The sequence below is a fragment of the Paenibacillus alkaliterrae genome, assembly GCF_021532375.1.
GTDB lineage: Bacteria > Bacillota > Bacilli > Paenibacillales > Paenibacillaceae > Pristimantibacillus > Pristimantibacillus alkaliterrae.
Map to the genome: position 1 here is coordinate 115,932 of NZ_JAKGAP010000017.1, position 13,002 is coordinate 128,933.

Annotated in this window: 11 protein-coding genes and 1 pseudogene; 9 read left to right on the plus strand and 3 right to left on the minus strand. The window is 48.2% G+C overall.

The annotated features are described in order from the left end of the window. Positions 1-7 precede the first annotated feature (7 nt). From L1N85_RS09535 to L1N85_RS09555, 5 genes are all read left to right on the plus strand, one after another. Positions 8-1,852: an IucA/IucC family protein gene (locus L1N85_RS09535; protein ID WP_235237322.1), complete on the plus strand. Its 1,845-nt coding sequence runs from the start codon at positions 8-10 to the stop codon at positions 1,850-1,852. Positions 1,853-2,041: 189 nt separating this feature from the next. Further along, on the plus strand, positions 2,042-2,761 hold the full coding sequence (locus L1N85_RS09540) for a hypothetical protein (protein ID WP_235237323.1): 720 nt from the start codon (positions 2,042-2,044) through the stop codon (positions 2,759-2,761). 110 nt (positions 2,762-2,871) lie between these two features. Next, positions 2,872-4,149, plus strand: a complete 1,278-nt coding sequence (locus tag L1N85_RS09545) for a stalk domain-containing protein (protein WP_235237324.1) — start codon at positions 2,872-2,874, stop codon at positions 4,147-4,149. Positions 4,150-4,239: 90 nt separating this feature from the next. Then, positions 4,240-5,253: a FecCD family ABC transporter permease gene (locus tag L1N85_RS09550; RefSeq protein ID WP_235237325.1), complete on the plus strand. Its 1,014-nt coding sequence runs from the start codon at positions 4,240-4,242 to the stop codon at positions 5,251-5,253. Next, positions 5,250-6,293, plus strand: a complete 1,044-nt coding sequence (locus L1N85_RS09555; protein WP_235237326.1) for a FecCD family ABC transporter permease — start codon at positions 5,250-5,252, stop codon at positions 6,291-6,293. The genes L1N85_RS09550 and L1N85_RS09555 overlap by 4 nt, the downstream gene beginning before the upstream one ends. A gap of 175 nt (positions 6,294-6,468) precedes the next feature. On the opposite strand, the gene L1N85_RS09560 is transcribed toward L1N85_RS09555, so the two are convergent. Next, positions 6,469-6,747, minus strand: coding sequence for a DUF2277 domain-containing protein (locus tag L1N85_RS09560; protein ID WP_235237341.1), 279 nt, complete (start codon positions 6,745-6,747; stop codon positions 6,469-6,471). Positions 6,748-6,965: 218 nt separating this feature from the next. After that, a complete protein-coding gene (locus L1N85_RS09565; protein ID WP_235237327.1) occupies positions 6,966-7,358 on the minus strand; it encodes a hypothetical protein in 393 nt (130 codons plus the stop codon). Between the two features lie 77 nt (positions 7,359-7,435). Between L1N85_RS09565 and L1N85_RS09570 the strand changes: the two genes are divergently transcribed. After that, positions 7,436-7,657, plus strand: coding sequence for a hypothetical protein (locus L1N85_RS09570; RefSeq protein ID WP_235237328.1), 222 nt, complete (start codon positions 7,436-7,438; stop codon positions 7,655-7,657). Positions 7,658-7,669: 12 nt separating this feature from the next. On the opposite strand, the gene L1N85_RS09575 is transcribed toward L1N85_RS09570, so the two are convergent. Next, positions 7,670-8,542: a helix-turn-helix transcriptional regulator gene (locus L1N85_RS09575; RefSeq protein WP_235237329.1), complete on the minus strand. Its 873-nt coding sequence runs from the start codon at positions 8,540-8,542 to the stop codon at positions 7,670-7,672. Positions 8,543-8,683: 141 nt separating this feature from the next. On the opposite strand from L1N85_RS09575, the gene L1N85_RS09580 reads away from it, so the two are divergent. The 3 genes and pseudogenes from L1N85_RS09580 to L1N85_RS09590 all read left to right on the plus strand — a co-directional run. Next, a complete protein-coding gene (locus L1N85_RS09580) occupies positions 8,684-10,657 on the plus strand; it encodes a glycoside hydrolase family 127 protein (protein ID WP_235237330.1) in 1,974 nt (657 codons plus the stop codon). Between the two features lie 1,005 nt (positions 10,658-11,662). Further along, positions 11,663-12,493, plus strand: a complete 831-nt coding sequence (kduI, locus tag L1N85_RS09585; RefSeq protein WP_235237331.1) for a 5-dehydro-4-deoxy-D-glucuronate isomerase — start codon at positions 11,663-11,665, stop codon at positions 12,491-12,493. Positions 12,494-12,590: 97 nt separating this feature from the next. Further along, a pseudogene (locus tag L1N85_RS09590) lies at positions 12,591-13,002 on the plus strand (MerR family DNA-binding transcriptional regulator); the annotation flags it as partial.

Sequence of the window (13,002 nt, forward strand, 5' to 3'; positions counted from 1 at the left end):
GATAGGTATGAAGAACAAAGATCACATACAGGAAATCGTGAAGCCGGAGATATGGGATGAGGTAAGTCTGAATCTATTGACTAAAATGATATCGGAATTTATGTACGAAGAAATTATTCATCCGGAAGTGGTCGAAGAAAAAGGGAAGCGGAAAGTGTATCGGCTTGAATTGAAAGCAGAGCATGAAAGCGAAAATGTGAAATACCAATTCGAGGCGGAAGAGCGTTTTATGGACAGCTATCACGTCGATTCCGAAACCATCCGCCGTTTTTCTGAAGGGAAATGGGAAGCGGCCGTTAATCCGCTGCAATTTATCCTGGATATTCAGCAAACGGTCGGGATGAATCCGCTGACAACGGGACATTTAATCAAAGAATACAATAACACTCTATTGGCAGATGCCCATATCTTCGTCAAGAAGCAAAAGCAGGATGTCGATTTGGCCGATTTGGATTATGCGGAACTGGAAGGTGAGATGGAAGGGCATCCTTGGATTACATACAATAAGGGCCGGATTGGATTCGATTACCAGGACTATTTATCCTATGCACCGGAGCAAAAGAAGCCGATCAAGCTGTCATGGATTGCCGTTCATCAGGAATTTGCAAGTTTTCATGCCGTTTCGGGGTTAAGTCATGAAGATTTGATTCGAAAGGAAGTGGGTGACACTATCTTCGAACAATTTAAAGAAGAATTATGGAAACAAGGTTTGGATGACTCCAAGTATTTCTTCCTTCCTGTTCATGAATGGCAGTGGGAAAATGTGATTGTTCAGTTTTTTCCCGGGGATATTGCCAAAAAAGCCATCGTTCCGCTTGGAGATGGAACAGATGAATATTTACCGCAGCAGTCGATTCGCACTTTTGTCAATACAAGCCAAAAAGAAAAGCATCATGTAAAATTGCCAATGAGTATTCTCAATACCTTAGTGTATCGCGGATTGCCGGGAGAGCGCACCGTGGTCGCACCGACCATTACAGAATACATTCATAAGATTCGCGATCATGATCCATTCCTGCGGGATGAATGTAGGGTGATTTTGCCCGGTGAAGTGGCCAGTCTCAACTATGATCACCCGTATTACAGCAAGCTGCAAGGTGCACCTTATCAGTATCTGGAGATGCTTGGCTGCATCTGGCGCGAAGGCATTTATTCCTTCCTGGAAGAGGAGGAAAGGGCAATTACATTAGCTTCGCTGCTGTATGTCGATTTTCAAGGAAAGCCGTTTATCGCTTCCCTGATTGAACGTTCAGGATTAAGTCCAGAAGTATGGATTGGGAAGCTGTTCCAGGTTGTTCTGCCGCCGCTGCTTCACTATTTGTATCAGTATGGCACCGTTTTTTCCCCGCATGGACAGAATACGGTTCTGATCTTGAAGAATTCCGCACCGCACCGTTTGGCGATGAAGGACTTTGTGGACGATGTAAATGTAAGCCAGGAACCGCTACCTGAACTACAATCGCTGCCTGAGGAGTTAAAGCCTGTCCTGCGCAGCGAAACGGCAGAAGGGCTTTGCCAGTTTATTTTCACAGGGCTCTTTGTATGTCATTTGCGTTACTTGGCTGATGTTTTGTATACCTATTACGAGTATCCGGAAGAAACGTTTTGGAAGCAGCTCAGGAAAGCCATTGAGGATTATCAAGCACGTTTTCCGGAATTGGAAGAAAGATTCCGCCTTTTTGACCTGCTGAAGCCTACTTTTACCAAGCTGTGCTTAAATCGTAATCGTATCATTGATTATGGATATGAGGATGACGATGACCGTCCGCATGCCTCAGAATATGGTGAAGTTCGCAATCCTTTATATCTAGTTTCTCTGGAAGAAGAGAATAAAGAAAAAATAGGGGTTTAAAGTGAATGAGTACCTGCATGCATTTTTGCGGGTACTCATTTTTAGTGTGCCTAGGTCTCACTTGACGGATCTGCCTTTTCCGTTGGGGCAAATTTGATAATCATTATCATTTTTATATTGATAATCATTATCATTTGTTTTAAAATAGAAATTGTTGAGTTTTACATAACGATGGGGAGGGAATCTCGGGTGAGGCAATTGTACGTAATGGCTGTCCTTGTGTGCGTAATCATCTTGGCCGGATGCGGATCGGAATCCGAAAATAAGGAAGATTTGGGAGACCACACGGTAACGACGGTTACAAACGATTCCGGATTAAGCACGAATGACGGGGGAGATAAGGAAGAACAGACAAATGAATCGCGGGCGGAAGAGACGGAAGCAGCGGCAGAAGTAAAAGAAGTTGAAGAATCAAAAGCGGCAAAAGACGAAACCGAAGTAAAAGAAACCGTTGAAAAGGAAGAAAAAGAAGAACCCAAACAATCCAAACAAACCCAAGAGGTTAAAAAAGCGATTGCAGCGAATAAAGCGGCAAACACGGCTGTTGGCGGCTCGATCATGAATAAAAAAGAGCAGGATGCACCTGCCGCAAAAGATGCCGGCAAAGCCGGAATGGAGAAGGCTGTGAAGGAGATCAGGTCGCTTGCGAAAGATTTAAAGCAAAAGGCCGAGAACGGCGATACCGAGGAAGTAAAAGCGATTGCCGGCCAAATCATTCAGGCTTGGGATGCCGTGAAATCCGATATTAAAGCGGGCGTTGCGGATATGTATACGTTCCTTGACGAGAAAATCACGAATCTGGCCGAACAAACAAAAGCGGAAGAAATCGATATGGAAGCTGTCATACAGATTGACTATCAAATCTATCAAGGGTTCAGACAATTAGCCGAAAAGCTGGGCATTGAATAATAGGCTACAACGGAAAATTAACTCTTGACAGAAAGATATTACAAGTTTATGATCATAAATGAAAATGATTATCAGTATCAAATACATATGACAAGAGGAGAGATTAAGCAATGTTCAAATCGATGTACCGGTATTTAGCATTATCAATTGCGATTATTCTAGCATTTGGAGCTGTTCCTTACACTGCGGCCGCCGCTGCCGCGATAACCGTCGTCTTGGATGGTAATAAGATTTCATTTGACGTGTCGCCGAAGACTGTGAGCGGTCGCACAGTAGTCCCTTACAGAACGCTAGCCGAAAAAATCGGAGCCGACGTAAAATGGGATCAAAAAGCCGGGAAAATAACGGTCGTAAAGGGGAAAAGGACCGTTGAGCTTACTGTGAACAGCAAAGTAGGCAAGGTGGACGGAAAGGCGGTCGCCATGGACACAGCGCCTGTCATCCAAAACGGACGAACTCTTGTCCCGCTGCGATTCCTTGGAGAGTCGCTCGGTCTGTGGGTAAGTTGGAACGCAGCCGCAAAAACAGTTTCGATCGAGAGCAAAAAGACAATCACCCACGCCATGGGGAAAACGGCTTTAAACAGCGTTCCGCAGCGAGTAGTCGTATTGTTTAACGGAATGGTTGACATTTCGTTAACACTGGGCGTTAAACCGGTGGGTGCGGTAGAATCCTGGGTCCAACAGCCATGGTACCACTACTTGAGAGCGGACATGGGCGGCGTCAAAAACCTCGGCAACGAAATTCAGCCGAATTTGGAAGCGATTGTCGCATTGAAACCGGACTTGATTATCGGATCCAAACTTCGTCATGAAAAGATTTACGACCAATTATCCAAAATCGCCCCGACGATGATGACAACAGACGTCTTTGATTGGAAAACGAACATGGTGATTGCGTCAGAAGCTTTGAACAAACAGGATGAAGCCGATGCTTTTATGGCGGATTGGAATAAACGGGTCGCGAATTTTAAATCGAAAATGGGAAATAGACTCAAAACAGAAGTGTCCATCATTCGATTCCAACCCGATGGAAGCGCGCGGTTTTATGTCACCGGATTTGCGGGGACGATCCTGCAAGAGCTTGGCATGGCCCGACCTAAAGCCCAACAAGTTGAAGGGAAGGTCGTCGTTGGCTTAAGCTCGAAAGAGCAGATTCCAATGCTGGACGGAGATGTTATATTTGATATTACGTCCGACTGGGCCGGCGATGAAAAATCGTTCAAATCGCAGCAGGATTGGACTTCCAATCCGCTCTGGAAAAACTTGAAGGGCATCAAAAACGGCAAGTATTACAAGGTAAACGACGTCACTTGGAATATGTCCGGCGGAGCGACGGCAGCCAAAATGATGATGGATGATCTGTATTTCTATTTCGATTTGGAGTAATGCGGATCAAGCAGGGAATCACATAAGCGGCATAAAAGAATGGGTGATTGCGCTCATTCTTTTATGCGTATTGAGACTGGAGAGAAGTAAATGGGGAACGTTTTACCGGGGGTTATCGCTAAAAGTCTGGGGATTATTATCGGAGCCCTCCTGCTGATTGCTTGCATTTACTTAAGTATCGCTCTTGGCGCGACAAAGGTCGAATTCAGCGACGTCGTTCAATCGTTTACACATTACGATGAAAGCTCGAACAATCAAATTATTATCAAAACTTCCCGTATGCCAAGAGCGTTCATCGCGGCTGCCATAGGAGCAAGCTTGGCAATTGCCGGGGCACTTATCCAGGCCATTACAAGAAATCCGCTGGCGGATCCGAATGTGCTCGGCATCAACTACGGCGCGTCTTTTTTTATTGTCTTTGCGATTACCGTGTTGTCCGTATCATCGACGTCGTCATTAATGTGGATTTCTTTTTTAGGGGCGTCGGTCGGAGCTGCTGCTGCTTACCTGCTTGGATCGATCGGCCGGGACGGATTGACGCCGTTAAAAATCATTTTGGCGGGTGCGGCATTAAGCGCTTTATTTTCTTCCTTTACACAAGGCATGCTTGTCCTTGACGAGCAAGGCTTGAACGATGTGCTGTTCTGGTTAACGGGCTCTGTTGCGGGTCGGACGATGGAAATGCTGTCCGCTGTTTGGCCTTTCATGGCTGTCAGTTGGATAGCTGCGCTGCTTATCGCAAGGCATATCAATGTATTAACGATGGGGGAAGATGCAGCCAAAGGGCTGGGACAGCGAACGCTGGCAGTGAAAATTGCGGCCGGAGTGATTATCGGTATACTTGCTGGATGTTCGGTTGCCATTGCGGGCCCGATCGGCTTTATTGGAATGGTCATTCCGTATATAGCCCGTTTTTTTGCCGGTATCGATTATCGGTGGATTATTCCGTACAGTGCCATACTTGGAGCGATACTGCTTCTTCTTTCCGACATTGCGGCCCGGTTTATCGTCATGCCGGAAGAGCTTCCGGTCGGCGCCGTGACGGCGATTGTCGGAATTCCCTTCTTCATCTACGTTGCGCGAAGGGGGCTCGAAAAATCATGAAGTATTTCTCTGCGCTTCGTTCCGGCAAACTGCCGGTTTCGATAAGGTTCCGAAGAAAAACGTTGTCGATTGCGGTCGCGTTAATCCTGGCCAATTTGGCGGTTCTTATCATTAGCACGGGCTTGGGTGATATGAATATTGGTCCGATTGACGTCGTGAAGACGATTTTGGGTAGAGGAACCGACGATCATACGATTGTTATCCAAACCTTAAGATTGCCGCGCATTATAGCCGCTTTTTTGGTCGGAGCCTCGCTTGCCGCGGCAGGAGCTATTTTGCAAGGCGTGATTCGAAACCCTCTCGCGTCTCCGGATATTATAGGGATTACGAGCGGAGCGTCCGTCGCGGCGGTTGCATTCATTACCTATTTTTCAGAGGTCAGTATCAAATGGCTCCCGGTCGCAGCCATGATTGGTGCCGGGATCACATCGATGATCATCTATTCACTGGCATGGAAGAAAGGCGTTTCGGCGATCCGTCTTGTGCTCATCGGAATCGGCATGAATTTTTTACTCGTATCGTTAACGAAAGTAATGCTCGTATTAAGTCCGATTTATTCGTCAAGCGAAGCATACATATGGTTAACTGGAACGGTCTATGGAACGAGCTGGGAAATGGTTTGGGCGCTTCTTCCCTGGACGTTTTTCTTTATACCGCTCGCAATGGCAAATGCGCGCAACGTGAATGTTCTGCAGCTTGGCGACGATATTGCGGCGGGCGTAGGCAGCGCCGTACAGCGCCAGCGATTCGTATTGATGTGGATTAGTGTGGCGCTTGCCGGAAGCGCAGTCGCCGTAGGCGGCGGGATCTCGTTTATTGGCCTAATCGCACCGCACATGACCCGCAGAATGATCGGCCCTTCATTCGGAGGCGTGCTGCCCGTATCCGCATTAATCGGCGGCCTGATTGTAGTCGTTGCGGATCTGATCGCAAGAACGGCCTTTATTCCCTATGACATTCCTGTAGGCGTGTTTACCGCAGGGGTGGGCGCGCCATTCTTCATTTATTTGCTATACCGGAACCGAAATTCCAGATTATAGCTCCGATAAAGATTCTAAGGGGCTGTCCCATAAGTAGATAAATCTACTTATGGGACAGCCCGAAGCCTTCGATTATGTGACCGGCTTTTTACATTGCCGATTGAGGAGTCAGAGTACGCTCAGCTGCTGGGCGTTCTCTTTTTGTAGGGCCCATTCAATCTAAATCAATCACTTGTCAATCCTCTCCGCTTCCGAACCGTTTGGCGTTTCTGGTGCGGGCGCGCTCGATCTCGACTTCGCGATTGCGAGGGTCCGCGTTAGTCACCAGCGAGTCCAATAAAGTCTGGGCAGCCGCAGTCACCTCCCGAATAGCACGCCCAAACGCCTCCTCGTTCGCTTTCGACGGGGATTGGAATCCCGACAGCTTTCTTACGAATTGGAGCGATGCGGCCTGAACTTCCTCTTCTGTCGCCGGAGGGTCGAAATTAAATAACGTTTTAATATTTCGGCACATAGCTTTCTCCTTCTCAAAAACGTATTTTGATTTAAGACTTATAGAAATGCCGCATGAAGTATTCCGCATCAGGTCGATCGCCTTGTTCATCCGGAGCTTCGTATGGACTTCAATGATGCTTTGACCGGTGAGCTTCTTAAATGCCGATGACAAGTAGCTGTAATTCAGCTTCAAATGTCCGCTTAAGCTCTCCGAATCAAAGTATCTATCCGCATGCTCTAGGACATGACCCTGCCTGCGACCGTATCCCTTTTTCCAAAGCTGCTTTCCCCAGCCTCATGCTTGACCGTGGCCTGATGGAGGTCCAAAAACAATAGATAGGCCTGAACGCTGATTCTCGTCATTCCATGCACCTGCAGCAGATGATAATCATCCAAAAGCTTCAGCAGTCTGTTTTCCAGCGTTTGATGGAAGGAGGAGGCTCCATGCTTGGGCATCTCGAAACGATATTCATAATGATGAGGGTAATAATGGCCCAGCTCAAGCATCGGCAGATGCTCTTTGTAGCTGACCCTATCGTCCATGACGGCCGTGAAATGAATCCAGTACCAGGAGGTTCCCGGCTCGGTCTTCGGCAATCCCCAATGATGAAGCCCCTTCTTTAAAAACAAATGCTCCCGTTCTCCAACAACTTCCGAAGAAGCTGACGGCCGAACAGCTGCCGGGCGAGCCCGGCACGTTCGCTTTTATGGACGGCCCGATTGTTCTTGCCGGATTGGTGGATGAGGAGCGGCGGTTATACGGCAATCCCGAGCAGCCGGAGACGCTGCTTGCGCCGGACCGCGAACGGAATCACAGCTGGTGGAATCCCGGCTATTACCGGGCGGCCGGTCAGGAACGCGGCTTCCGCTTCATTCCGCTTTACGAGATCAAAGACGAGAAGCTATACGGTTTATTTTCCGGTCGTTGAACCTTGACGGCGTTAAGTCGTGTACCGTTTACGGTACTTGCTGGGAGGAAGCCCGATCTGATTCGTAAAGCAATTAGAAAAATAAGGGACGTTTTCGAACCCGACATGTAGCGCGATTTCGGCGATCGGCCATTCGGTTTTGAGCAGCAGCAGCTTGGCCTGCTCCATACGGAATTTCAATAAATACTCGACCGGCGTCATGCCGTATACCTGCTTCATGCAGCGGGTAATGTAGTTGTAATGGAAATTGAGCGTATCCGTCAGCGTCTTGCCTGTAATCTCGGAGCGGTAGTTGTTTTTTAGATAAGCCTCCGTTTTCTCGGCCAATGTGACGACGGGACTCGTATAGCTTTCGTTTTGCCGCAGGTCCATCATGCGAAGCAGCTCCTCGAACGCTTGCTGCTGCGTCCAAAAGGCGCTCGATTGGCGCTCCCCTCCCGCTTTGTTCAGCGTCCGCATCAGACGGAATGCCTGCTCGGGATAGGGGAGCGTCCATTTTTTTTGCAGATGGAGCGAATAAGGCGAGGTAAGAAACCGCTGGTAATGGGCGTCGTGGCTAAGGCTCGCGTGCTCTTGGTCGGATTGCTGCTGCCATTCACCCAAGGCTTGAAAATGAACCCAGTAAAAATGGGTCGGCTCCTCGGAAGGCTTAATGGAATAATGGTAACGGTCGGGCAGCAGCAGCAGCGTTTGTCCGGCCGTCAGCGCCCATTGCTGTTCCTCCTCGCCGATGAACAATTGACCCGATTCCATCAGGATCAAATCGAATACGCCGAGCTGCTTCCGGCTCGGATGCTGATCCCCGTGGACATGGAACGTTTCTCCGCTTTCCAGATAATACGGAAGCGGCGGCGCCGCGAAATATACCTGATCTTTTCTCTCCATGGCCGAGATCCCCCTTTAATGCTTGTGTGAAATTTTATAAGAAATAGGTTTTTTTCATTTATAGTTTTGTTTTATTGTAACGCATAAAATAAAAGCTAGCAGTATGAAATTTATAAGTTTAAATGTGAGGAGCGGTCGGATATGGGACAAACAATAAGCAAGGATAAAGCAAAGCCCGTTTCGTTGAAGCAAGTGCAAATTCAGGATGATTTCTGGAATTATTATATTAATCTCGTGAGGGACGTCGTCGTTCCTTATCAATGGGAAGCCATTAATGACCGGGTTGAAGGCGCGGAGCGCAGCGGCGCAGTAAACAACTTTAAAATTGCGGCGGGACTCGAGAAGGGTGATTTCTACGGTTTCGTGTTCCAGGACACCGACGTTGCCAAATGGTTGGAAGCGGTTGCCTACTTGCTCGTCACGAAGCGGGACGCTGCGCTGGAGCAGGTTGCGGACGATATGATCGACATTATCGGGAAGGCGCAGCAGCCAAGCGGCTACTTGAACACGTATTTTACGATCAAGGAGCCAGAGGCCAAATGGACGAACCTGACCGAATGCCATGAGCTGTACTCGGCCGGTCATATGATTGAAGCCGGTGTCGCCTATTATCAAGCAACGGGCAAGCGCAAGCTGCTCGATATCGTCTGCCGCATCGCGGATGATATTGCGGTCGTATTCGGTGACGCTCCGGGGCAAATCGCCGGTTATGACGGCCATCAGGAAGTCGAGCTTGCGCTTGTTAAGCTTTATGAAACGACGGGCGAGCGCAAATATTTGGAGATCAGCCGTTATTTCATTGATAAACGCGGCCAGCAGCCGAGCTTCTTCGTGGAAGAGGCCGACCGCAGAGGCTGGACGACGCATTGGAACAAAAACAAAATCCATATCGACCATGAATATTTTCAGGCTCATAAGCCGGTAAGGGAACAGGAGGCTGCGGTCGGACACGCGGTGCGTGTCGTTTACATGCTGGCCGGAATGGCTGACGTGGCGCGCGAAACAGGCGACCAGTCCTTGCTCGAGGCTTGCCGCAGGCTGTGGGATAACATCGCTTCCAAACAAATGTATATTACAGGCGGCATTGGGTCGATGGCCCATGGCGAAGCCTTCTCATTCGATTATGATTTGCCGAATGATACGGTCTATTCTGAAACCTGCGCTTCGATCGGGCTCATTTTCTTCGCCCACCGCATGCTGCAGCTTGAACCGAACAGCCGCTATGCAGACGTCATGGAGCGTGCGCTTTATAATACGGTAATCGCGGGCATGTCGCGCGACGGCAGGCATTTCTTCTACGTCAATCCGCTCGAGGTGACGCCGGAGGTATGCGAGGGCCGCAATAAAAACTTCAATCATGTGAAGCCGGTACGCCAGGAATGGTTCGGCTGCGCCTGCTGCCCGCCGAATATTGCCCGTTTGCTCGCTTCGCTTGGTGAATATATGTATTCGGTGAAGGAAAATACGGTGTACTCCCACCTGTATATCGGCGGTCAAGTCGAGCTTATGCTGGGTGAAACGAAGCTTCAGTTGAATCAGCATTCCAGCATGCCGTGGGAAGGCAAGGTTCGTTACGAGGTAACGCTTCAACAGCCTGCAACGTTCGCGCTTGCGCTTCGTCTGCCGGATTGGTCCTCGAAGGCAGAGGTGCTAGTAAACGGAAAGGCATACACCATAGCAAATGTAACAGTGGACGGCTATGCGATCATCGATCGTCAGTGGATAACGGGCGATGTGGCGGAGCTTGTTCTTGAGATGCCGGTCATGCGCGTCAGAAGCCATCCGCTCGTGAAGCAAAATGCCGGCAAGGTCGCGCTGCAGCGCGGACCGCTCGTTTATTGCGTCGAGGAAGCGGATAACGGCCCGCAGCTTCAGCAGCTTATTTTGCCGCAGGACTCTAAGCTTGAAGTAGCCTCAGACGAGCAGCTTGCAGGCGGATTAAAGGTCATTAATGCTGAGGCGTTCAGGTTGGAGATTGAGGAGTGGGGTACACAGTTGTACCGTACGGACTCTAACATAAAGCTTAATCCGGTTGACGCAACCTTTATCCCTTATTATGCTTGGGCAAACCGCGATAAAGGCGAGATGTCTGTATGGGTGAAGGAACGCGTATAGAACGGGAAGCAACAGTAGTAGCAACAGCTGAAAAAGCTGCCGGAATCCTTATGGATTCCGGTTTTTTACTTTAGAGAGCCGCCTGAAGGGATCGACAGTTGACTTGATAAATACATACGATTATTTCAACTAAGCAGGATTTGATGAAATTCAAATATAGGGATAACCCTTTGCGGCATACCTATTAGTAAGAACACTATTACTTACTTAAAGGAGCTTGCCATGAATGATATAAGAAAATTCATATGGAGAATTTTTTTATTTCTGTTTATAATTCTTTTTATTTTCCCGGCACTGCTGTTTTCGGTCCTCGTGCTGGAATTAACGGATTCATGGGAATCAGGAACGCTATTGTTAGGATCAACTGTATTTCTCATTGTTGTTGTCATGGTTTACGATTTGACACGGGCTCCATCCCCATCCCGAAGGCAGACTCCCCCGTCACTGAATGAAATCTATCGTGAAATGGATATCCATCAGGGGGAAGACTGAGATTCATGCAAAAGGTTCTTCAGATCCTATTATGCCTGTTAACCGAATAGCGCCGCGCCACCGAGATGTACGACGGATTAACTGGAAAATAATCCGCTAAATTATTCGTGGACGATTTGTTTTTAACTTTGCCTGCGTATGCCCCATCCGGCCCGCTAAGTTGGATTTCTCCAGTAACTTCGCCCTCGCAGGCCCCATCTGGCGCTCTATGTTGGGTTTCTCCATAGTCTTTCGGTGAATTACCCCCGTTTCCCGATAATTGCTTTATTGAGCGTGTCTGAGACATATGAACTGGCGTTTTTTTCAGTTCATGCCGCCGTTGCAGCCGTGAACCCGCGTAATTAATTAGTTAGAAGCTTATTTCAGCCTTTCACCAAATCGTGGTGGAAGAATGATAAGTTTGCTTAGTAGTTGTTGGTAAGGCATGTATAAAAAAATGTTCTTTTTACGTTCGTAAATGTATGTTATTATAATAAACGAACAATAACAAACCTATTAGGAGGTTTTACCCCCATGGAAGTACGTCACACAACGAACCCGACTGATGTTAAGCAATATACGACTGAGCGTCTGCGCAGCGAGTTTCTGATCGAGAGTATGTTTGAACAAGATCAGATTAAAATGACATATACGCACTATGACCGCATGGTCGTCGGCGGCGCGCTCCCAGTCAATGAAACGCTTGAGCTGGAAGCTGCGGCAACATTGAAAACCGAGTATTTCCTGGAGCGCCGCGAAGTCGGCTTCCTGAATATCGGCGGTCCGGCTAAGATTTCGGTCGACGGCGAGATTTATGAGCTGAACAAGCTTGACGTGCTGTACGTCGGCAAGGGCAAACGTCAGGTGCTGCTGTCCAGCGCAGACCAAGCAAATCCGGCTAAGCTGTACTTCTGCTCCGCTCTGGCGCATGCTGAAATTGCCACTCGCAAAATGACGATGGAGGAAGCGAACCCGACTCATCTTGGCTCGCAGGAAACGTCCAATGAGCGGATTCTTTATAAGTATATCCACGCGGACGGCATTCAAAGCTGCCAGCTTATGCTCGGCGTAACAAGCTTGAAGACGGGCAGCGTTTGGAATACGATGCCTTCCCATGTGCATGACCGCCGGATGGAAGCTTACCTGTATTTTGACATGAACGATGATGCCCGCGTGTTCCATATGATGGGCGAGCCGTCGGAGACCAGACATCTGGTTGTGGCGAATGATCAGGCGATCATTTCTCCTCCATGGTCGATTCACTCGGGCGTAGGCACTAGCAATTACACGTTCTGCTGGTCGATGGCTGGCGAGAACTATACCTTCACGGACATGGACGCGGTACCTGCAAGCGAGCTAAAATAGAACCATTCGCTACAGGAGGGTGATTAACAGATAGTGAATATCTATTAAATTTCTATAATCTCTATAAAAAATGTTCTAATGTTATAGAGGTGATGGAATGAAACTATACGGAATTGGTGATTTCGCCAAGATGATCGGAGTCACCCAACAAACATTAAGGAACTGGGACAAGCTAGGAAAACTGAAGCCGCATCATGTCAGCGATAGTGGATACAGGTATTACTCCCAGACACAGCTAAACGAGCTTCTGCGCAAGAAAGAACCAGCTCAAAGAATGATCGTGGGTTATGCCCGCGTATCCAGTCCAAAACAGAAAGATGATCTTGAGCGACAGATTGAAAACATCAAAATGTACATGCTTGCTAAAGGATACTCTTTTGAGATGATTTCCAGCGGAAGAACAAGAACTGGTTGAAGACTTGATTCAAATCGTAACCGTATTCAGTTGTCGGTTGCAAGGCAAACGGGCAAACAAAGCAAAGAAAATAATAAAGGAGTTGATGGAAGAT

What these genes read in the sequence shown, in the direction of transcription:
- L1N85_RS09535 (WP_235237322.1), top strand. Translation starts at nt 8, where the DNA reads ATGAAGAACAAAGATCACATACAGGAAATCGTGAAGCCGGAGATATGG.
- L1N85_RS09545 (WP_235237324.1), top strand. Translation starts at nt 2,872, where the DNA reads ATGTTCAAATCGATGTACCGGTATTTAGCATTATCAATTGCGATTATT.
- L1N85_RS09550 (WP_235237325.1), top strand. Translation starts at nt 4,240, where the DNA reads ATGGGGAACGTTTTACCGGGGGTTATCGCTAAAAGTCTGGGGATTATT.
- L1N85_RS09555 (WP_235237326.1), top strand. Translation starts at nt 5,250, where the DNA reads ATGAAGTATTTCTCTGCGCTTCGTTCCGGCAAACTGCCGGTTTCGATA.
- L1N85_RS09560 (WP_235237341.1), bottom strand. Translation starts at nt 6,747, where the DNA reads ATGTGCCGAAATATTAAAACGTTATTTAATTTCGACCCTCCGGCGACA.
- L1N85_RS09570 (WP_235237328.1), top strand. Translation starts at nt 7,436, where the DNA reads ATGGACGGCCCGATTGTTCTTGCCGGATTGGTGGATGAGGAGCGGCGG.
- L1N85_RS09575 (WP_235237329.1), bottom strand. Translation starts at nt 8,542, where the DNA reads ATGGAGAGAAAAGATCAGGTATATTTCGCGGCGCCGCCGCTTCCGTAT.
- L1N85_RS09580 (WP_235237330.1), top strand. Translation starts at nt 8,684, where the DNA reads ATGGGACAAACAATAAGCAAGGATAAAGCAAAGCCCGTTTCGTTGAAG.
- kduI (WP_235237331.1), top strand. Translation starts at nt 11,663, where the DNA reads ATGGAAGTACGTCACACAACGAACCCGACTGATGTTAAGCAATATACG.